19 protein-coding genes are annotated in these 18692 nt (G+C 37.3%); 5 read left to right on the forward strand and 14 right to left on the reverse strand.

Features of this window, described 5'->3' with window-relative positions:
* Positions 1–207: 207 nt before the first annotated feature.
* Positions 208–1263 carry a class I SAM-dependent methyltransferase gene (locus N780_RS01620; RefSeq protein ID WP_232299474.1) on the reverse strand — a complete coding sequence of 352 codons (1056 nt, stop codon included), beginning with the start codon at positions 1261–1263 and terminating at the stop codon, positions 208–210.
* A 591-nt stretch (positions 1264–1854) separates the two neighbouring features.
* Entirely contained in the window at positions 1855–2727 is an 873-nt protein-coding gene (locus tag N780_RS01625) for an alpha/beta hydrolase (RefSeq protein WP_036779174.1), read from the reverse strand.
* Positions 2728–2927: 200 nt separating this feature from the next.
* Between N780_RS01625 and N780_RS01630 the strand changes: the two genes are divergently transcribed.
* On the forward strand, positions 2928–3188 hold the full coding sequence (locus N780_RS01630; protein ID WP_036779177.1) for a transcriptional regulator SplA domain-containing protein: 261 nt from the start codon (positions 2928–2930) through the stop codon (positions 3186–3188).
* A 73-nt stretch (positions 3189–3261) separates the two neighbouring features.
* Positions 3262–3534 (forward strand): acylphosphatase, encoded by a 273-nt coding sequence (locus N780_RS01635; protein WP_036779180.1) that lies wholly within the window; start codon positions 3262–3264, stop codon positions 3532–3534.
* Positions 3535–3575: 41 nt separating this feature from the next.
* Here the strand turns inward: N780_RS01635 and N780_RS01640 are convergent, their stop codons facing one another.
* Positions 3576–4325, reverse strand: a complete 750-nt coding sequence (locus N780_RS01640; protein WP_036779183.1) for an SDR family oxidoreductase — start codon at positions 4323–4325, stop codon at positions 3576–3578.
* 278 nt (positions 4326–4603) lie between these two features.
* Here N780_RS01640 and yfkAB point away from each other — a divergent pair, with 278 nt between their 5' ends.
* Positions 4604–5725: a radical SAM/CxCxxxxC motif protein YfkAB gene (yfkAB, locus tag N780_RS01645; protein ID WP_036779185.1), complete on the forward strand. Its 1122-nt coding sequence runs from the start codon at positions 4604–4606 to the stop codon at positions 5723–5725.
* A gap of 82 nt (positions 5726–5807) precedes the next feature.
* On the opposite strand, the gene N780_RS01650 is transcribed toward yfkAB, so the two are convergent.
* Positions 5808–6770, reverse strand: coding sequence for a TIGR03571 family LLM class oxidoreductase (locus tag N780_RS01650; protein WP_036779187.1), 963 nt, complete (start codon positions 6768–6770; stop codon positions 5808–5810).
* Positions 6771–6960: 190 nt separating this feature from the next.
* Between N780_RS01650 and N780_RS01655 the strand changes: the two genes are divergently transcribed.
* Complete coding sequence (locus N780_RS01655) at positions 6961–7308, forward strand: winged helix-turn-helix transcriptional regulator (protein WP_036779190.1); 348 nt, start codon at positions 6961–6963, stop codon at positions 7306–7308.
* A 94-nt stretch (positions 7309–7402) separates the two neighbouring features.
* On the opposite strand, the gene N780_RS01660 is transcribed toward N780_RS01655, so the two are convergent.
* Positions 7403–9004: an amidohydrolase gene (locus N780_RS01660; protein WP_036779193.1), complete on the reverse strand. Its 1602-nt coding sequence runs from the start codon at positions 9002–9004 to the stop codon at positions 7403–7405.
* Between the two features lie 127 nt (positions 9005–9131).
* Between N780_RS01660 and N780_RS01665 the strand changes: the two genes are divergently transcribed.
* Positions 9132–9503, forward strand: coding sequence for a cbb3-type cytochrome c oxidase subunit I (locus N780_RS01665; RefSeq protein WP_036779196.1), 372 nt, complete (start codon positions 9132–9134; stop codon positions 9501–9503).
* Positions 9504–9585: 82 nt separating this feature from the next.
* Here N780_RS01665 and N780_RS01670 read toward each other — a convergent pair whose 3' ends face one another.
* The 9 genes from N780_RS01670 to N780_RS01710 all read right to left on the reverse strand — a co-directional run bounded on the left by N780_RS01670 (position 9586) and on the right by N780_RS01710 (position 18692).
* On the reverse strand, positions 9586–9789 hold the full coding sequence (locus tag N780_RS01670) for a DUF6501 family protein (RefSeq protein ID WP_036779199.1): 204 nt from the start codon (positions 9787–9789) through the stop codon (positions 9586–9588).
* 74 nt (positions 9790–9863) lie between these two features.
* Positions 9864–10586: a DNA/RNA nuclease SfsA gene (gene sfsA / locus N780_RS01675; protein WP_036779202.1), complete on the reverse strand. Its 723-nt coding sequence runs from the start codon at positions 10584–10586 to the stop codon at positions 9864–9866.
* Positions 10587–10634: 48 nt separating this feature from the next.
* Positions 10635–11237 carry an alpha/beta hydrolase gene (locus N780_RS01680; RefSeq protein ID WP_036779205.1) on the reverse strand — a complete coding sequence of 201 codons (603 nt, stop codon included), beginning with the start codon at positions 11235–11237 and terminating at the stop codon, positions 10635–10637.
* A gap of 366 nt (positions 11238–11603) precedes the next feature.
* On the reverse strand, positions 11604–12566 hold the full coding sequence (gene msrB / locus N780_RS01685) for a peptide-methionine (R)-S-oxide reductase MsrB (protein WP_036779208.1): 963 nt from the start codon (positions 12564–12566) through the stop codon (positions 11604–11606).
* Between the two features lie 85 nt (positions 12567–12651).
* Positions 12652–13323, reverse strand: coding sequence for a VrrA/YqfQ family protein (gene vrrA / locus N780_RS01690; protein ID WP_036779210.1), 672 nt, complete (start codon positions 13321–13323; stop codon positions 12652–12654).
* A gap of 381 nt (positions 13324–13704) precedes the next feature.
* Positions 13705–14394, reverse strand: coding sequence for a uracil-DNA glycosylase (locus tag N780_RS01695; protein WP_036779212.1), 690 nt, complete (start codon positions 14392–14394; stop codon positions 13705–13707).
* A gap of 340 nt (positions 14395–14734) precedes the next feature.
* Positions 14735–14977 carry a DUF2584 family protein gene (locus tag N780_RS01700; RefSeq protein WP_156969041.1) on the reverse strand — a complete coding sequence of 81 codons (243 nt, stop codon included), beginning with the start codon at positions 14975–14977 and terminating at the stop codon, positions 14735–14737.
* A gap of 74 nt (positions 14978–15051) precedes the next feature.
* Positions 15052–15444, reverse strand: coding sequence for a DUF5365 family protein (locus N780_RS01705; protein ID WP_036779217.1), 393 nt, complete (start codon positions 15442–15444; stop codon positions 15052–15054).
* 131 nt (positions 15445–15575) lie between these two features.
* Positions 15576–18692: an SbcC/MukB-like Walker B domain-containing protein gene (locus tag N780_RS01710; RefSeq protein ID WP_036779219.1), complete on the reverse strand. Its 3117-nt coding sequence runs from the start codon at positions 18690–18692 to the stop codon at positions 15576–15578.

Consider the following 18692-nt stretch of genomic DNA (forward strand, 5'->3'; position numbering starts at 1 on the left):
TGTTCGGAGTTGCTACTAAGTATAAATAGGTTTTTGTTCTTTGTATTGATATGTTAACACCCCCTTTTAACCAAATTCACTTGAAATTTATGTGGTAAAGTTAATCTCCCATGACTTATCACCCTTCTTACTCGGTCCTCCTTTAATGGATTTTACCTAAAGATCTAACCTAAAAAGAAAATCCACCTCATGAAAGGTGGATTTTCTTTATCTTGATTGGGCTACTATCCCATTGTGCACTTTAATAAAGCCATGCTGCTTGATGTCAAATCCATTCTCATATACATATAACCCCATTTGCTCCAAAGTCATTAGTTCTCGATACGTATGGTTCATTACATCGGCCATTACATTATAATAGAGCCTTGAGCGTAATTGATTTCTCGGTGTTGTTAAAATAGCATAGCCACCCGGTTTTAAAAACTTTCGGTGCCAGTCCATAACCTCAGGCTTATAGTCATCAGGGAAATGTTCCAATAACCCTACAGATAAGACTATATCAAATTCTTTACCAAATGGAAGGTTTCTTATGTCATTTATAATATAATCGATGATGAAATCACCTTTGTAATAGACTTTCTGTTGTCCAGTAGATGGGTTCTCTCCTAAAAATGGGTACGTATCGGGAAACTCTTCAAAACGAGTGCTCCTACAGTACTCATCATAGTCAACCATTGTAATATGAGCTCCAGGATACATTGCACCTAACTGCATACCTTCGTATCCTTCTGCAGCTCCGAGGAAAAGTATTCGAGGGTTTGTTATATCTAAACCTTCAAACAATGCTCTTTTCCCCCTGGGATCCCAAACCCCATCCTGAATGCGATGAGCATAATTCCAAAGCTGTATTTTTGCCACATCTCCTAAGGCACTCTTGATTTGTTGAGGGTTAAATGTCTTTAAGCTTTTTAAGAATTGACTTTTTTGTTCTTTCAATTCGTTCGGTACATCTTTTACAAACCATTCATGAAACGCCTTATTGAAATATTGCCAGGATGTGAAAGGTTTCATATCTTCTCCGTAAGATTCTTCGTATTGCTTTCGATCGTTTGAATATTTCTTGACTTCTAACGGTTTCCCTACATCTTTCCAACTTAGAGAAGACCAATCTTTCACACGATCCATCTTAACGAACTTATTATATTCCCTTTCTGTAAAGTTCCTTAAATCTATGCGGTGACTAGGAAGGAGAGCCGTTTTGCCAATATGCTCTTCACGGAAGGATTTTTCACCTTCAGGAACCCAAATTGAGTTTGTTTCCACTACACCACCCCTATTCACAGAAATTTCCTACATTATATACGAATGTGATAACGTTTACAATTACCTTCTAGTTACTTTTTATATTTAAATAAAACCAGTCAAATCTTCATTATCATATAGAGTAAAAAAGTCAGCTCTATTGCTATCTATTTAGTTGAAATTTATAATGTTTTTTTGATTTAATTGTTTTCTGCTCGGAGTTACTACTAAGTTTAAGCTAGAACTAGACTTTGCGATTCCTCTTGCTTCGCGCAGATCGTATGGTATTGAAGACAGCATTAGAATCTTTTTTGTTCTTATACAAAAACAAGCCCGCTGCCTTATATTTTAAGACAGAGGGCTTGTTAGTAGGTTTTACAATCATCCAGGGATTTAGCACTTAAGAGATTCGTCTTTTTATATGTTATGGTTGCTTTTCTACGCTACTTTTTTTCGAAAGCAGAACACCCTAGTCCCAACTTAATTCAATGAGATACATTAATTTGAATAGGTTGTTCCCTTTTTTACGATGTTTAATTGATTTTTATACTATTCGGAGTTGCTACTAAGTTCTAATCAAAATATAACATCATATTTGTTTACATAATGTATTTATGGTTTACTTATGATTTTAGTTTGTTTTTCAAATGCCGTTTTAATCCAATTTAATACTTCATAAACGTTCGACTCTTCAGATATTATAGAATTGTGATTGTGCCCTTTTTGCAATTTATATGGATGGTCCGTCCGCCCTTTCCACCATTCAGCAAGTTTTGTAGCATTCGTTACTTCATCTTCATCTCCAATCATCATAAATAAAGGAATTTGTGATCTATACAATGTATTTAACATTTTCACCTCAGGAATACGTGAAATCAATAAACGAAAGCTTAAGTGTAGCAGATTATTTTCGTGGAAATCATCTGGAACCTTTAAGACTTTACTTTTATTAAAAATTTGTACCTTAAATTGGTGAAGTGTGTACAGTAATATCGATTTAAATAATTTTACTTCATAAATATTATTAAGTTCTTTATTAGAGGAATTTTGGAAGTTGTAGACTGGCAATCTAGGATGAAAAAATGGAGAAAGAAAAATGAAACCTTTACTTAATTTTGAAACCGTCTCTTTTTTGAGCACTCTCAATAAGTTCCCACACCCCATAGAATGGCCACACCAATAAACGTTTTGAAGGTCTATTGACTGTAAATACAAACATAAGTCCTCTAAGTCATCATCGTATTGACCCTTGTATTGTAAATCACCTCTAATAAGTGCAGGGTGATATCCCCTTAATATTGGGATAATCACGTTTGCTTCCTTTTTTGCTTTAGAAGCGAACTGTCTGATATGGTGCAATTCAGCAGTAATTCCATGAATAAATATAATGGTAGGCTTGCTTTTGGCAGCACCTTCGCTATAAAAATAATATTGTAGATGCGCATGATCTCTGGCTTTAAATGTACATACTTTTACTTCTCCCATAATGCACCTCACTCTGACCTATGTAAGATTAGAAACATGTATATCCTCCCCTACTTTTTAAAATATAAACAAACATTAACACGGAATGTACGATAATATTATTATGTAAACAAAAGTGACAAATATTAGCAAGATGAAATATGATTAGTTCTTTATCGTTTATATAAACTAAGGATAACTATGATAAAGGTGGGATAGATATGGATATGATTGATCCTAAGGAGATTAAGTCTGGAGATGAGGTATTTGTGCTCTACCGAAACCCTCACACACCTACAGTAATGAATATAAAACAAGCGGAAATTGTACCTCATCCCCATAACCCTGAGCAGAGTGCACTCTTCCTTCATGAGACCTACCACCTCATTGAAGAAAATGATGCCCTCTTCTCTACTGAGGAAGCTGCACAGGCAGCTTATGACGAAATATATGGAGACTACCCTTCTGACGAATACATGTAATGCGCCTTCCTAGTTTAATTCACCTCATAAACGGTAATGGGTCTACGTATCTAACTAGACGTGAGGTGATAAGATGAAACGTATTCATATGATTGTAAGTGGTCGTGTTCAAGGAGTTGGGTTTCGGTTCTCTGCCCAACAAAAAGCACAAGAATGTAACGTAGTTGGCTGGGTAAAAAATAAATCAGATGGGACCGTAGAAATTGAAGCGCAGGGTGAAAATGATCGCATTCAATCTTACTCTGAAGCCATTAAACACGGGCCAAGCCCATATGCGAAAGTATCGGATATTACAATTGAAGAATTAGAGCCAACAAATAAATTCCAAACTTTTGAAATTCGCTAATATAAATGCTGTCCTCACCAAGAGGACAGCATTTACTTTTCTTATTTACTTTCTTTTTGCATTGGACGAACAATAACTTCGTTTACATTCACATAGCTTGGCTGTGAGACTGCGTATACTACAGAACGTGCTATATCTTCAGCTTCTAGAGTGATACGACCTTTTCGATCTGAGAACATCTCAAGCACTTCTTCGTCTGTTATATGTTCAGGAAGTTCTGTTGATACAGCTCCCGGGGATATGTTCGTTACCCGCACGCCTGTTTTAGAAAGTTCTTTTTCCATCCCTTGTGAGAGGGCTTTAACAGCGTATTTCGTCGCACTATAAACCGTACTAGACGGAAACACTTCGTGACCTGCTACAGAAGATACATTAATGATATGACCACTCTCTTGTTCCAACATTGTTGGTAGTGTGGCATGGATGCCGAAAAGGACACCTTTAATATTTACATCAATCATTTTCTCCCATTCATCAACTTTATCATTTTTTAAGAATGAGAGAAGCATAACACCTGCATTATTAATGAAGTAATCTACAGATTTAAACTCTTCTTTAGTCTCTTTCACAAGTCGTTCCATGTCCTCTTGCTTCGTCACGTCTGTTTGAACCACTTTCACCTGAATGTTATGTTCTGTTTTCAATGAATCAGCTAGCTTGTGTAAACGCTCTTCGCGTCTTGCTGCTAGTACTACGTTGGTCCCTTCAGCTGCGAAATGTTGAGCTATTGATTCACCAATACCACTACTAGCACCGGTAATAACTGCTGTTTTTCCTTTTAAATGTGACACATGTTGTCCTCCTCTTTTAATCATTTACTTAATCACATTACCCTTTTGTGCAATAATGTATTCCCTTCATAACTCATAACAGCACATCGTTTGTCTCTAGTTCTTTTAAACAAGACATTTTTAAGGTGTAATGATGACTGACCTAGGTCGTAACAAAAAATATCTTCTTTCTAACAGAAAGGTCAAACAATGAAGATGATTATGGTTCTTTTTATGATTCTTAAGTGATAAACTAGTGAATAGTGTGTTTAATTTTAAAAAGAAAGGGAGTTTCATATATGGAAGACATGAAGCTCAAACCCATTACTCCCCATAATGATCCATGGGAAGCGTATATGGATGTAACAGAACATGGAGAAATGGTTCTCTCAAACGTCGAATTTACAACGACACATCTTTGTAATATGCGATGTGACCACTGCGCAGTGGGATACACGCTTCAAAATAAAGATCCTGATGCACTACCGTTTGACTTATTAAAAAAACGTTTAGATGAGATTCCTCATCTACGAGCGCTTAGTATTACAGGTGGAGAACCTGTGTTAAGTAAAAAGTCTGTGGAACAATATGTAGTTCCGCTTCTGAAATATGCACATGAACGTGGTGCCAGAACGCAAATTAATTCTAATTTAACGCTGCCCTATGAGCGGTATAAGCCTATTATCCCTTATCTTGACGTTTTACATATATCTCATAATTGGGGTACTGTAGAAGAGTTTGTTACGACTGGGTTTGCCAGAATGGACAAGAAACCATCTGAGGAAATTAGAAAAGGTTATTTCGATCGCATGGTTGAAAACTCTCAAAAACTATCGGCTGAAGGTGTTATGGTATCCGCTGAAACCATGCTGAACAAACGGACGTATCCATACTTAGAACAAATTCATGACCACATTATTGAAATGGGCTGTGCGAGGCATGAAGTTCATCCTATGTACCCAGTTGATTTCGCAAGTGGACTTGAAACTTTGTCTTTAGATGAAATGCGAAATGGGATTAACCGATTATTAAACCACCGATCAGAGGACATGTGGATGTTATTTGGAACCCTTCCATTTTACCCGTGCAGTACTTCAAAAGAAGATTTAGAATTACAAAAGCGCTTATTTAATGAGAAAAATGTAACGGTTCGAAATGACCCGGATGGACGTTCTCGATTAAATATCAATATTTTTAGCGGCGAAATAATAGTAACAGACTTTGCAGATGAACCACCACTTGGGAATATTCAAAACACCTCTCTCCCATTAGCCTATAAACGCTATAAGGAAAGTGCATTAGCGCAAAGCTTAAACTGCCACTGCCCTGCTGCAGCTTGTTTAGGTCCGAATGTACTTGTAAAGAATACGTATTATAAAGATGTTGATTTTAAAAAGAGAGAAGCACAGATCACACGTTAACATCTAAAAGACCGCTAAGAAATTCTCTTAGCGGTCTTTCTTTAATGCAATCCTGCTTAACTAATCTTAATAAATGATGCAATTACTTATGATCGTGATGAGGTGGAAAATAAGGGATAACCTCTTCGCCAAGTTCCTTCATAACTTCTTCTGCTGGCCTAGTGCTGTCTTCTAGAGAAAGGAGAACATGGTTCACTCCGATCGCTTCATATTCCTTTAACCATTTTACAAGCGCTCGACTCCCCACTCGATATCCTAGAGCGATTTTTTCAGGCTGTTGATCTTTGTCCTCAGCAAGATCGAAGACAACAGGTTGGAAGAAAGGCTTAAATGTTTCTGCTTCAAAACTCGCAACCTTTTGTCTGTATTCATCTATAAGCCCCTTTTGTGCATCAACCGATTGAGGATAAAACATCCAACCATCACCATGTTTGGCTACATATTCTAAAGTCTGCTGTGCGTATCCAGTCATAAACATAGGTATTTTACTCGTTGGCTTTGGTACAAGTGTAACGTTCTCCATTTTACCAAGGGGTGTTTCAGTATTTGAATAATCCGTATACAACAAATGCTGTACATAATCAAAAGCTTCTCTAAACAAACGCCCTCTTTCCATGATAGGAACGTTCATCGCTTCGAAATCCCTGCGACGATCTCCAGAAGAAAGTCCAATCATTAATCGTTCAGGTATTAAATTCTCGATACTAGCTATTTCTTTAGCGAATCGAGCTGGATGTCGTAACGCCAATACCGAAGCTGCTGTCCCCAAATTGATTCGCTTAGTATGAGCACCCATATAAGTAAGATAAATGAAGCTATCTAATATTTGACCTGTAGCTGGGTCGTCAAAGGTAGGGTCTTCTAGTAATACATCCTGGAACCATATCGAACTAAACCCCAGCTTTTCTGCAAGTTGAACTCTTTCAACCTGGTGATCTAAAGTTGGCTTCTCTTTTCCGTGATTTTCAATTGGCATGTTAAGACCAATCGTTAAATGATTCGGTTTAATCATACGACTAAAACCATAATGACTTTGCCAATTCATAATAATATCCTCTCTAATTTACCTAGTTAAGTAAAGATTATGTAACATATAGAAGTATGATAGAAGGGGGGTTATTTTTCAAAATATCAGCTTAAGATTTGTACATATTGCACATTGCTTGGCAAAAAACTACTAATAGCGCTATAATTTTATGGTAGTAGCAAGTTTTCCTGCTGTTAGGAGGATTCCCGTGAAACAATATAATATTCCGGTAGAAGCAACATTAGATGTCATTGGTGGGAAATGGAAGGTAGTGATCCTTTGTCATCTTATTGATAATGGCACAAAACGAACAGGTGAGTTAAAAAGACTAATTCCTGAAATCACCCAAAAAATGCTAACCCAACAATTAAGAGAGCTTGAAGATGATGGCATCATTGAAAGAAGAGTCTATAATCAAGTTCCACCTAAAGTAGAATACTCTTTGACTGAATATGGATGGAGCTTAGAAAAGATTTTAACCTCTCTATGCACTTGGGGAGAAGAACACATCGCACAAACAGGTGATGGATTAAAAAAAGACCCTATTGAATCTTAGAAAAGACTCTAATTTAATTGGTCATGCTTGTAATGAATAAATAATTGTGAAACAAAAGGACCAAAATCTAAAAAGATTTTGGTCCTTTTTCATATTAATTGTCTTTACGAGTATATACACAAGCTCCCTTAGTCCATGTCTCTTCAACTGTAAGGGTACGTAATTGAATAGGGTCTACTTCCGAAGGGAATTGATTTAAAAATACAAAGTCTGCTTGATACCCTTCTTTTATCAGTCCCTTTCGTTGTTCCTGGAACTCCAAATGTGCTGGTGTTTCAGAAAAAGCCTTAAAACTCTCATCAATCGTAAGCTTTTCCTGTGGCATCCATCCCCCTTTAGGATTATGATTGTCATCCACACGATTTACTGCTGCAAAAACTGAATCAATTGGGTTAATTGAGCCTATTGGGGCATCGGAACTAAGTGTGATCGGAATTTGATGAGAAAGCATCGTCTTGAAAGCATCACAATAAGGCAATAGCTCTTCTGGGCTCCACTTATCTTTTTTGTCCCATTCCCCCATTAGAAATGTAGGCTGCGTTTCAATATAAGCCCCAACCTCTTTTAAACGTACTAAAAGGTCTTCTCCTAACGTTTGAGCATGTATAATTCGATGTCGCAATTGTTGAGTATTTGCCTCTTCTTGTTCGAAAGCAATAAGGGCCGATTCTACAGCTCGATCCCCCAGAGCATGCACCGCTACTTGCATCCCTGCCTCTGAAGCTTTTCGAATCATACGATTTAATTCTTCTTGTTGATAAATAAGTTGACCTGTTGTTTCCGGAGCATCAGGGTATGGCTGCCTCATAGCAGCTGTATGGAGGCGCTGTGTGCCGTCTAAGAATATCTTAATCGATCCAACCTTAACTTGATTCGTTCCTTCTCCTGTGCGAAGAGTCGTATCTTGTATGAAATCATCTAGATCTTTCTCATCATATACATAATGATGTAAAAAGGCCTCTATATGTAAGTCACCCTTTGCTTCAACTTGTTCATATGCTTTCCACAAGGTATCGTAAGAACCAACAAAGCTTCTGTCATCTGTATGTACAGAAGTAACACCATTTTGAAGAAGATATGGTATGGCTTCACACAAAGCTTTTTTGGTATCTTCTATTGACCTCTCCCAAAGGTGATAATTAATAAAATGCACCATTGTATCTTTAAATCTTCCAGTTAAATTCCCTTCTTGGTCTCGTTCTTTAAAAACTTCAGGTTGTTTGTAGAAATCTTCTTCCTTCTCTAGTTTCTTTAAGAGCTTATAACTTATAACACACTCATGTTGATCATGATGCATAAAGTACATATATTTATCTACATCTATTTCATTTAAATCCTCTGATGTAAGCAGATGATCAATATCTGTAAATTGGGCATCATCGAAACCTTTTCCAAATATCCAATTCTTATCCTCAATTGATGTATAATGCTGTTCCACCTCTTGTTTCATGTCTTTCCATGACGAAACCTCGGTTAGGTCTAGCTCTTTCTTTAACAGTCCATACCGTAATAAATGCATATGTGAATCAATAAACCCTGCTGCAATTGTTCTTCCTTCTCCATCAACAGCCCCTATTTCTCCACTAGATCCTTCTTGAACTTTTGTAAAAACACCATCTTCAATATACAAAGAATATGTTTTGTCTGGGTCGTATAGACGATCAGGTGAGTAAATACGAACATTTTCTATAATCATGGTTATCCTCCTAATAAATAAAGTGATCCCAACTACATTACCCGACTTTGAAAACCTAAAACGTAAATGGATATCAAGACCTTCGCTCACATAGACATAAAGTAGCACATCAGAAAGGAGGAGCTATATGGCTATTAAATTAATTAAAATTTCATCAATCTACTTCTTTATTGCAGTTATCCTTGGTTTAATTATGTCTATAACACATGATTACAGTTTTACTCCAGTACATGTTCATATGAACTTATTGGGATGGACATCATTAACATTAGCTGGGATTTTGTATCATCTATTTCCACAATTAGAACAGTCAATCTCAGGTAAAATTCATTTTTGGCTTCATAACATTGGCTTACCCATTATGATGGTCTCATTATATTTATTAATATCACTTGAAAACGAAAGCTTTGGTATTGGTGCTGCAATCGGTTCAATCATAACGGTTATTGGTGTTATAGTTTTTGTTTTGAACATATTCATTAATCTTAAAAAGTCTTAATAATCACCAATTTGTTCTTATTGAAATTATTTATCGCATAAAATAAAGCGGATCTCCAAAAAGAGATCCGCTTTTTACATTATTATACTTCTTTGAAATAATCCTTCTTAAATCCACCCATACGACCTGTGTTGTCTACAATGAAAATAAACTCTTCTGTTTCGTTTTTAACATCGTATATTTTACCAGGGGTTAGTACGCGATCTACCACATATTTTTCAGCATCTGCATGCACACATTCCACTCTTTTAATGGTTTCTGTTTCATACCAAGTCTTATGAATCATCAAGACAACTCCTTTATGTACAACTATACTTATCTTACTATAGATGAATCATTAGATTCAATATATTTGCCAATTCAATCTTCCTTAACTAAAACTGGAATCTCTTCTTTCAATGAAATCCCCTCAGTGGTGATATAAGTTGAATAAGCTAATAGGTTAACCCCTTTTTGTTTAGCCTCTTGCAAGGCCATAGCAAAAGTTGGGTCAATGTGTTTAGCTGGACGAACAGAATGAAGGTCATTACGCTGACAAACAAATAAAATCGATCCTAGCCACTCTTTTTCCTCCGCTACGATCGATGTCAGCTCTTGAACATGTTTGGTTCCCCTCTTTGTTATAGCGTCAGGGAAATATCCTACTCCCTTAACACCTAGAGAGACACTTTTAACTTCAATTAAGTGGTGTAGGTCTCCTTCAGATCCATGAAAATCCCACCTGGAATGACCTTTTCTGTATTCTCTAGCTTTGTACGTAAACCGTTCAAAGGCTTTTAATTTATTTTCTTTTAAAGCCTTTTCTATTAGATGATTAACCAATGTAGTTTGTAAAGAAACAAGCGTATCATCAAATGGATCGTGAGCTAAAACAGCTGTCCATTTTGTTTTTCGATCTTTCTTATCACTATAACGCAAATAAACGGTCGCACCGTATTGAAGTAATTCTTTCAATCGGCCTGGGTCTGGTAGGTGAACTCTTACCATTTCTCCTGCCTCGTCAATCTTACAATGAAGTATAAACCGGTTAGGTCTTTCTATAAATGTCGCTTTATACAATTTATGTTCAAACGGAATAAACATTTTCTCCACCCTTCAGAAAAAGGGTGCTCAGATTGAGCACCCTGCAGTTTAATACTTGCTAGTATACCACTTCTTAGATTCTGATACTTCTGCTTCCGTTAAACGATGACCGTAACTCTCCCAGTACATATAGACTTCTGCTCCGGCTTCTTCAAGTAAACCTTTTAACTCAGTCGTTTCTTCAGGTTTGCAAATTGGGTCATTGGTTCCTGCGCCAATAAAGATCGGCAACTGAGTCATATTAGGTAAGGTTACACTTCTAATCGGAACCATAGGATGGAACAAGACTGCTCCTTTTAGAACATCTTCATAATGGAATAATAAACTACCAGCCATATTCGCTCCGTTCGAATAACCGATTGCAATTATATTATTACGATCAAAATCATACTCTTTTGCAGCCCACTTCAGAAATTCAAACAGTTCCTCAGTACGATATACAAGGTCCTCTTCATCAAATACACCTTCTCTGAGTCGTTTAAAAAAACGAGGCATACCTTGTTCACTAATTTGACCTCTAACACTGAGTACAGAAGCTTCTCGATCAATCATCTCTGCTATAGGTAACAAATCTTCTTCAGTGCCTCCTGTACCATGTAACAGAAGCAATACTGGTTTATCTGCTTTACCTTGCTTGAATAGGTGCTTCATATTAAACACTCCTTTTCACAATGCCTCAAACATAAAGTCGTCTTTCACTAAACGAATTCATGATAATCAATAGTTTTCTTTGAAGAACTTTAAAAGATGAATACTTTTCTACTCGATGTACGTTACAGAACCCTTTTAGTTTACATAATATTATTATGGTTTCATCTAACTACTTCTTTAGCATTATATTATCTCAGTTTCGAGATAGTGTCAATTAACTAAATCTTTGTTTCCAATTGAATTTATGAAATGAATGTTCATCTCCCCACACATTTTATGTTTAGTGTGTATGTACTAAATCGATTCTTGGAATGAACTTTATAAAAAATCTCTCCGTTGAAACATTCCAACGGAGAGATTTTTTAATTATTCAAATAAAAATTGTAAATATCCGTAACCTTTTTCTTCTAATTCATTTTTTGGTATGAATTTTAAAGCAGCCGAGTTGATGCAATAACGTAATCCACCTTCCTCTTTGGGTCCATCGTCAAAGAGGTGTCCAAGGTGTGAGTCTCCAGTCCGACTTCTAACTTCTGTACGAATCATACCATGGGACGTATCTAAATTTTCTTCGACGAAATAAGAATCGATTGGTCGTGTAAAACTTGGCCATCCACATCCAGCATCATATTTGTCCCTAGAACTAAATAGAGGTTCGCCCGAAACAACTTCTACATAAATGCCTTCTTCTTCATGATCATGGTACTCATTGCGAAATGGAGGTTCTGTTCCATTTTCCTGTGTTACCTTATACTGCATAGGTGTCAATTCTTCTTTTAACTGATTAGGGTCTTTTTCCATTTTCCAATGATTCTCAATAAAATCTTTTCGACCTGATCCTTGTTTATAACGCTTATAATGATAAGGTTGTTTTTTGTAATAATCCTGGTGCTTTTCTTCTGCTGGATAGAAAGTTGAAGCAGGCAAGACTTTTGTAACAATTGGGTCTTTAAACTTACCACTTTCTTCTAATTCCTGTTTTGATTTCAACGCTAATTCTCTCTGTTTATCGTTATGAAAGAATATGACTGTTGAGTAAGATTCCCCTCTGTCGGCAAATTGTCCAAAAGCATCGGTTGGATTAATTTGTTGCCAGAATACTTGTAGAAGGCGTTCGTAAGGGAAGATATCCGGATCAAATGTAATTTGAACAGCTTCTACATGACCCGTGGTATCTGTTACGACGTCCGTATAAGTCGGATTCTCCATGTGGCCACCTGTGTAACCAGAGATTACCTCATGAATTCCTGGGCGCTGGTCAAATGGTTCTACCATACACCAGAAGCAGCCACCTGCAAACGTTGCTTTCTCAAGATTGTTGCTCGTCACGATGCATTCCTCCTCTAATCAAAACAATCTTATCGTACCCATTATTGTTTCCTTTTAGAGGAGAAAAATCAAGAATCTTGCTTATTTAAATATACATTCGAGGTTTAGAAGGACCGTTCCCTTCAGGTTTAGAATTTGAATGAGATTCCTTTACAAGAACTGGTTCTTTACTGTGAGAAGAAGCACTAGTAGTTTGATTTCCCGCCTCTTTCACACGATTTCTACGCTGTTCAGTATTCTGACTTGATTCTTCTTGCGATGTCGATCTCTCTTCCTCTCCCTCATTTCCCTCGTCTGGTTCGTTCATAATCTTCATTAAACGGAACATGGTAGGAATATTACGCATCATTGGGCCGTATTCCTGCACCATCGGCATAGCTGATTGAGCCATTTTTAATACTTGCTGAACATTATTTAGCATTCCAGTGGCTCCTCCGCCCGTACCAGCTAATCCTTGTGCAGCTCCCCCTAGTGATGGAAGACCACTTCCCCCTCCAGAAGAAAAAATTTTAGAAAGCAATCCTCCCCCACCTCGTGTTTGACTCCCCACTTCCTGAACACCCATATTAGACATACCAGGGAATCCTTGCATTCCTCCCATCCCATTAAACCTTTGAAAACTTTGAGGAATCGGACTCTGAAAACCCTGTGGTCCAAAGCGTTGCGGCATTTGAGGGATCCTACCAGGCCCCTGGTTAAACATTCTTCCTACCTGGGGCCTAGGCCCGGGACCAAATGATCTCATACCTTGATTCATCGGTTCCCCTCCTTTATATATTCACTACTTCTAATGTACGTTTAGTAAGGAGAGAAGGTGTAGGCGAATTCATTATTTATTTAAAAGCTCCGTTAATGTTTGCTGTCGTAATCTTTATAATAGGTTTGTTCAATAATAGAGCAGGATTGTTGAAGACTCGAAAATGAGAGAAGTTCGACTAAAATCCTCACGTCCTGTGACAACGTCGAACGACCCCACATCGTGTGGGGCCGCCCGCGGAAAGCGAGTCGTTCCCCAGACAACCCAACCACTCCACAAGCGTAACGGACCTATCTACACAAAAGTGTCTCAGCTTAGAGTCTTTCATATAAGGGGCATATATAGAACAAGTAAAATTACTAATACTGATAAGACCTCAATTTACTTAGATTCATAAGGGTCATGGGGGAGTTGCCAATCTATGGACCCGAGCCCCTTTTCTAATAGAAATTCGTTTGCTCTAGAGAAATGATGACTACCGAAGAAACCCCGGTAGGCTGAGAGAGGACTAGGGTGTGGCGCTTCTAATACAAGATGCTTATCTGCATCAATCATTTTCACCTTTTGCTGGGCAGGTTTCCCCCAAAGCATGAAGACCACAGGATCTTCACGCTTGTTCAGGGACTCAATAACTGCGTTCGTAAATGTCTCCCATCCCTTCTTCTTGTGTGAATGCGCTTGTCCTTCGCGGACGGTTAAAACCGTATTTAATAGTAATACCCCTTGTTTAGCCCAAGGTAGCAGGTAACCGTGTGGAGGTGCATGAAAACCAACATCTTCTGACAGCTCCTTATAAATATTCCTAAGGGAAGGCGGGACTGTCACTTGCGGGTTAACTGAAAAACTAAAACCATGAGCTTGATCTTTACCGTGATAAGGGTCCTGTCCTAGCAAAACAACCTTAGTATTTGAGTAGGAAGTGTAGTGAAGCGCATTAAAAATATCGTGCATAGGTGGATGAACCGCTTCATTTGCATATTCAATTTTCAAAAATTCTCTTAATCTCTGGTAATAATCTTTGTAGAATTCTTCTTCCAAAACGTCTTTCCAATCATTCTTTAAAATATCCAATCTTGTTCACCTCACGCTCATTTATGTAAATAAAAAAGCAGGCACCCCTTGGCACCTGCTCCGGAAGTATAGCATTCTAGATTGTTGAGTTCAATCTGTTGTTAGCTCTCCTGCAATAATTAAAGCAAAGCTACCACTTAAAATACAACCAAATAACATCGCCGTCATCATTGGAATCCCTTCCTTCTCATATGTTTGTAATGATCTCTACTTTCAGTATAAGGGAAGGGAGTTCCTTTCGAACATCTGACTTATGGCAATTTCATGAAAATATGCTAAGGAATAATTGTCTATTTCCCGGGCAAGCGCATCATTCAACATAACCGCAAATTTACTGTCGTTAATTGACGCTATATAACGAAATTAATTGATAAACTAAACGTGTTTGCCCACGAGCCCAAGTCATTTCGACAATCTTCGCTGTCCCGGTCTGTTCAGAATCAGCTGTTCGAGATATTTCCAATAATTCATCTATCGGAAACAAGCAGTATTGATCTAGATAAAGTTCAAATACATTTTCTTTTTCTTGTACACGTTTTTCTTTTCCGAGTGTGATTATTTTCGTATCTAATGAAAGAGGCATTGTCAACCTCATCCCCTCCATCTCTTTTCTTTTTCTTTATCCTACTCCAGACGAGGAAAGTTGACAAGAAGTTTCTACAAGATCCATTGATTCTCTGGCTTCCCCATAAGAGACAAAGCTTCCTTATCTGATGTAGATAAGAAGTCATCATATCTAAGTGGGAAATAGATAGAGTGTTTTTCTAAAATTTTTGTATTACGATCAAATTGCTTAGAATGCTTCGGATCTCCAACACGATCAGAAATACACTCTAAAAGGCTTTGCAATGTTTGCAGTGCAGCTGTTACTTCTAGTATCTCTTTAAGAGAGTATTCTTCCACGCCTTCAATAGAAAGGACCCCAAAATTCTCAAGATCTATTGCATAATTCTTCGAGAAGAAAAAAGGAAATAGCGAATCAAAAAAATATGTAATCTTCTCTTTTACATATTCTTGTTGTTCAAATGTTGAAGCTGTCACGATTTTCATAATGGTAAAGGCCTCCTAGACTTACTACATCATCTATTTCCAAGTAATTCACAATGGAATAGACAGGGATTTACTCTATCCATTACTATATCATGTGAAATTGTCAGAATTTAAGGTGTAAATACTTCCAGTCAGTGGAATGTAAAATGACATACTGATCCTTTAGGAGACGGCTGTATCTGTAATTTCGCTGGTATTTCCTGCTTTAATTGTGGCACGTGAGATATGATGCCTAGCATCCGATTCCCTTTTTGAAGATCTTTCAGGCACCCGATTGCTTGTTCTAAAGAAATCTCATCTAGAGTACCAAATCCTTCATCGATAAACAACGTATCCAACTGTACTCCACCTGCGTGAGCTTGAACCACATCAGCCATACCTAGAGCAAGGCTCAGCGCGGCTTTAAAGCCTTCTCCCCCAGATAAAGTCTTAACTGAACGCTTTTGCCCTGTGTAATGATCAAGCACTTCAAGGTCTAACCCACTCTGAGCTCCTCCTTTAGCTCGTTCCTTACTCCGCTCGAGCTGATAACGGTGCTCTGTCATCTGATCTAACCTAATATTAGCTTGAAGAATAATTTCATCCAGGAAGGCTGAAAGAACATAGCGTTCAAAAGATAACTTATATGCGTTATCTCCTCTAGCTAACTGAGCTAATTCCCCAACGTAATAGTACCTTTGCTCTTTCTCTTGTTTATCATGTAAAAGTTTTTGAAGTTTTTTATGAATTCTCAATTGTTCATTGATTTGTAGATGCAATACTTGCTGTCTCTCTGTAATCCCCTGAAGATTCCGCTCTAGAGTCTTTACAATATCATCATAGTAGGATAAATCGGGTACTTCTTCATTTTCTAATTGTTTTTTTAGAGCTTCATAACCTTCCATAACAGATTGATAGCTTGCGTAAAAATTCTCTACCTCTTTTTGTTTTTGGTCTACCATTTCAGAATCCATTTTAGCATCACTGTAATCATCTGTTGACCTGAAGCCCTGCTCTTTTATGATTTTCCCAAAAGATTCTCTGGCAATTGCAACGTTGCGCCTTATTTCTTCTAAAAATTGCTTGTGACCTTCAACTTCTGTCTCTAACTTCTGTTTTTGTTCTTTTTCTTGTTGGTACGAATTAGCCAAGTCTTGCAATGCTTTTTGTTGCCTGGAATATTCGTTTTCCATTTTATTTAATTCCAGTTTAAAAGCTTTAACATCTGTAGTTATATCAGATACTTCCTCTTCTATTTGAGAAAGCTTTGTAGATACTTGCAGCCAAGCGTCGCGCTTTGATGAAGATTCTTTACGTGCATTTTCGAGCGAACTACTCAATTCACTTATCTGTTGGCTTACTTGCTCCATCTCATTACGAGCGACCTCAAATTGCTTAATTTTTTCCGACAGCGTTTCTTTTTCTTTCTTTAAATCTTCGTATTGACCTTGCCAATATTGCATCTGTTCATGGAGACTTTTCTCAGAAAGATGATCCTTTTGCAAATCATCCTTAAGCTCTTCAGCCAGTTGATCTGTTATTTGACGTTGGGTTTGGCCTTCAGATTTGATCTTAATATAATATTCCTGTTCTTCAGTAAGTCTCTTTTCACTTTCTTCTACTTGTCTACTTACTCGGTTAATTTCCTCATCAGAGATTGGATCTTTCTTTGTGTATGCTTTATCAGGATGGTCCATAGAGCCACAAACAGGGCATGCCTCTCCATCGTGCAGATGGTTGGCTAAAACAACAGCTTGATTCTGTTGCTTAGACTGTTCTAGTTGTTTAAGCTTTGATTTTGTGCTTTCTACTTGTTCTTTAGCTCTTTCCAAACGGTTTTTAGCTTGATGGTAGGTTCGAATCATAGACTGAATTTTTTCTTCTTCTTTTATCAAATGGTGTAATTTATCAATTCTTGCGCCGTATTCTTTTTGCTGACCTTCCAATTCATAGTATTGTTTTGTCAATCCTTGAGAATTATAGGTAGCTTTAGAAAGTGATTGCCATCTCTCATTCAATTGTTTTAATTGTTCTTCTAGCGCTTTAACAGAAGACTCCATTTCTTCCTTGGACTTTCGTAAATATTCCTCTTCAGTTTGCAATGATTTAAAACGTTCAACTTTTTCATAATCCTTCTTCTTTTGCTGTATTTTCAATTTTAATGACTCTAACTCTTCTTCTTTAGAAAGAGCTGCTTCATAGTTTTTCTTTGTTTGTTCAAATTTAATTTTCACTTCATTAAGAGCTTTTTCTTTTTGTTCAAGTTGCTCATGCTGTTTCTTCTCTTCTTCTTCTCTTTGGCGAACCTGATCCTCATATGGTTTTACGTGATTTGCTTTTGTGGCAGCATGGACTTCCTCTTCAAGTTTTATAATGGAAGGCTTCTGATTATCCAACTGACTAACTTCTTTCTCTTGCTTCTCTAATCTAAGGAACAATTGATTTAACTGTTTTTTCTCATAAAACGTTTCTTGGGCGCTTGCTAAATCTTTCCGCTCATTTTCAATTTTTTCTTTATTATCTTGAAGTTGTTGTTGGTCTCTTTCGATATCTTTTTGGAGCTTAGTCATTACTTCAGCAGAAGTAGTAAGAGAATGACGTGTTTCTTCGTCCCAATCTAAACGATTGATTTCCTCAACTTCTTTATATTCAATTTCCTGAATAGCTTCTTTTAATTCTTTTGACTCCTCTTTCAAACGATCTGTCATCTGTTCATAAACGTATGTTTGAAAGATTTTTTGAAGAATTTCTTCTCTCTCTTTACTGTTTTCAGATATGAGACGCCTAAACTCCCCTTGTGGAATCATGATCATCTTCCTAAACTGCTCATAATCTAAATGAAGCATGCTTTCAATCGATTCATTTACTTCTTTGATCTTAGATGCTAATAGCTCATGTTCACCTTCTTTAATCCTATAAAGTTCAGCTTTAGGCGGCTGCTCTGTGAATCCCTCCCCTTTTTCTTTTCTTTTTAATTGGCGAGGGGTTCTCCTGACTTCATAAATGTGTTGTTTTAATTCAAACCTAAACTTCACTTCCGTTTGTTGATCTTCATCAGCAAAGTGGCTACGCAATGTGTCCTGGTCCCGATCACTCCCGCTCGCTCGACCATATAAGGCATACACCATGGCATCAAAAATACTCGTTTTACCTGCACCTGTAGGTCCTGTAATTAAAAACACCGTCTCGTGTCCTAACTGTGTGAAATCTACGACTTGGCGTTTTGAATAGGGCCCAAAAGCTTCTATTACTAGCTGAATGGCACGCAT

The sequence above is a fragment of the Pontibacillus chungwhensis BH030062 genome (assembly GCF_000770675.1).
Taxonomy (GTDB): Bacteria; Bacillota; Bacilli; order Bacillales; family BH030062; genus Pontibacillus; species Pontibacillus chungwhensis.

Bases quoted from the DNA above. Each gene is read 5' to 3' on its own strand.
- N780_RS01625 (WP_036779174.1), bottom strand. From the start codon at position 2,727: ATGGGAGAAGTAAAAGTATGTACATTTAAAGCCAGAGATCATGCGCAT.
- N780_RS01630 (WP_036779177.1), top strand. From the start codon at position 2,928: ATGGATATGATTGATCCTAAGGAGATTAAGTCTGGAGATGAGGTATTT.
- N780_RS01635 (WP_036779180.1), top strand. From the start codon at position 3,262: ATGAAACGTATTCATATGATTGTAAGTGGTCGTGTTCAAGGAGTTGGG.
- yfkAB (WP_036779185.1), top strand. From the start codon at position 4,604: ATGGAAGACATGAAGCTCAAACCCATTACTCCCCATAATGATCCATGG.
- N780_RS01650 (WP_036779187.1), bottom strand. From the start codon at position 6,770: ATGAATTGGCAAAGTCATTATGGTTTTAGTCGTATGATTAAACCGAAT.
- N780_RS01660 (WP_036779193.1), bottom strand. From the start codon at position 9,004: ATGATTATAGAAAATGTTCGTATTTACTCACCTGATCGTCTATACGAC.
- N780_RS01665 (WP_036779196.1), top strand. From the start codon at position 9,132: ATGGCTATTAAATTAATTAAAATTTCATCAATCTACTTCTTTATTGCA.
- N780_RS01670 (WP_036779199.1), bottom strand. From the start codon at position 9,789: ATGATTCATAAGACTTGGTATGAAACAGAAACCATTAAAAGAGTGGAA.
- sfsA (WP_036779202.1), bottom strand. From the start codon at position 10,586: ATGTTTATTCCGTTTGAACATAAATTGTATAAAGCGACATTTATAGAA.
- N780_RS01680 (WP_036779205.1), bottom strand. From the start codon at position 11,237: ATGAAGCACCTATTCAAGCAAGGTAAAGCAGATAAACCAGTATTGCTT.
- vrrA (WP_036779210.1), bottom strand. From the start codon at position 13,323: ATGAATCAAGGTATGAGATCATTTGGTCCCGGGCCTAGGCCCCAGGTA.
- N780_RS01700 (WP_156969041.1), bottom strand. From the start codon at position 14,977: ATGCCTCTTTCATTAGATACGAAAATAATCACACTCGGAAAAGAAAAA.
- N780_RS01705 (WP_036779217.1), bottom strand. From the start codon at position 15,444: ATGAAAATCGTGACAGCTTCAACATTTGAACAACAAGAATATGTAAAA.
- N780_RS01710 (WP_036779219.1), bottom strand. From the start codon at position 18,692: ATGCGTGCCATTCAGCTAGTAATAGAAGCTTTTGGGCCCTATTCAAAA.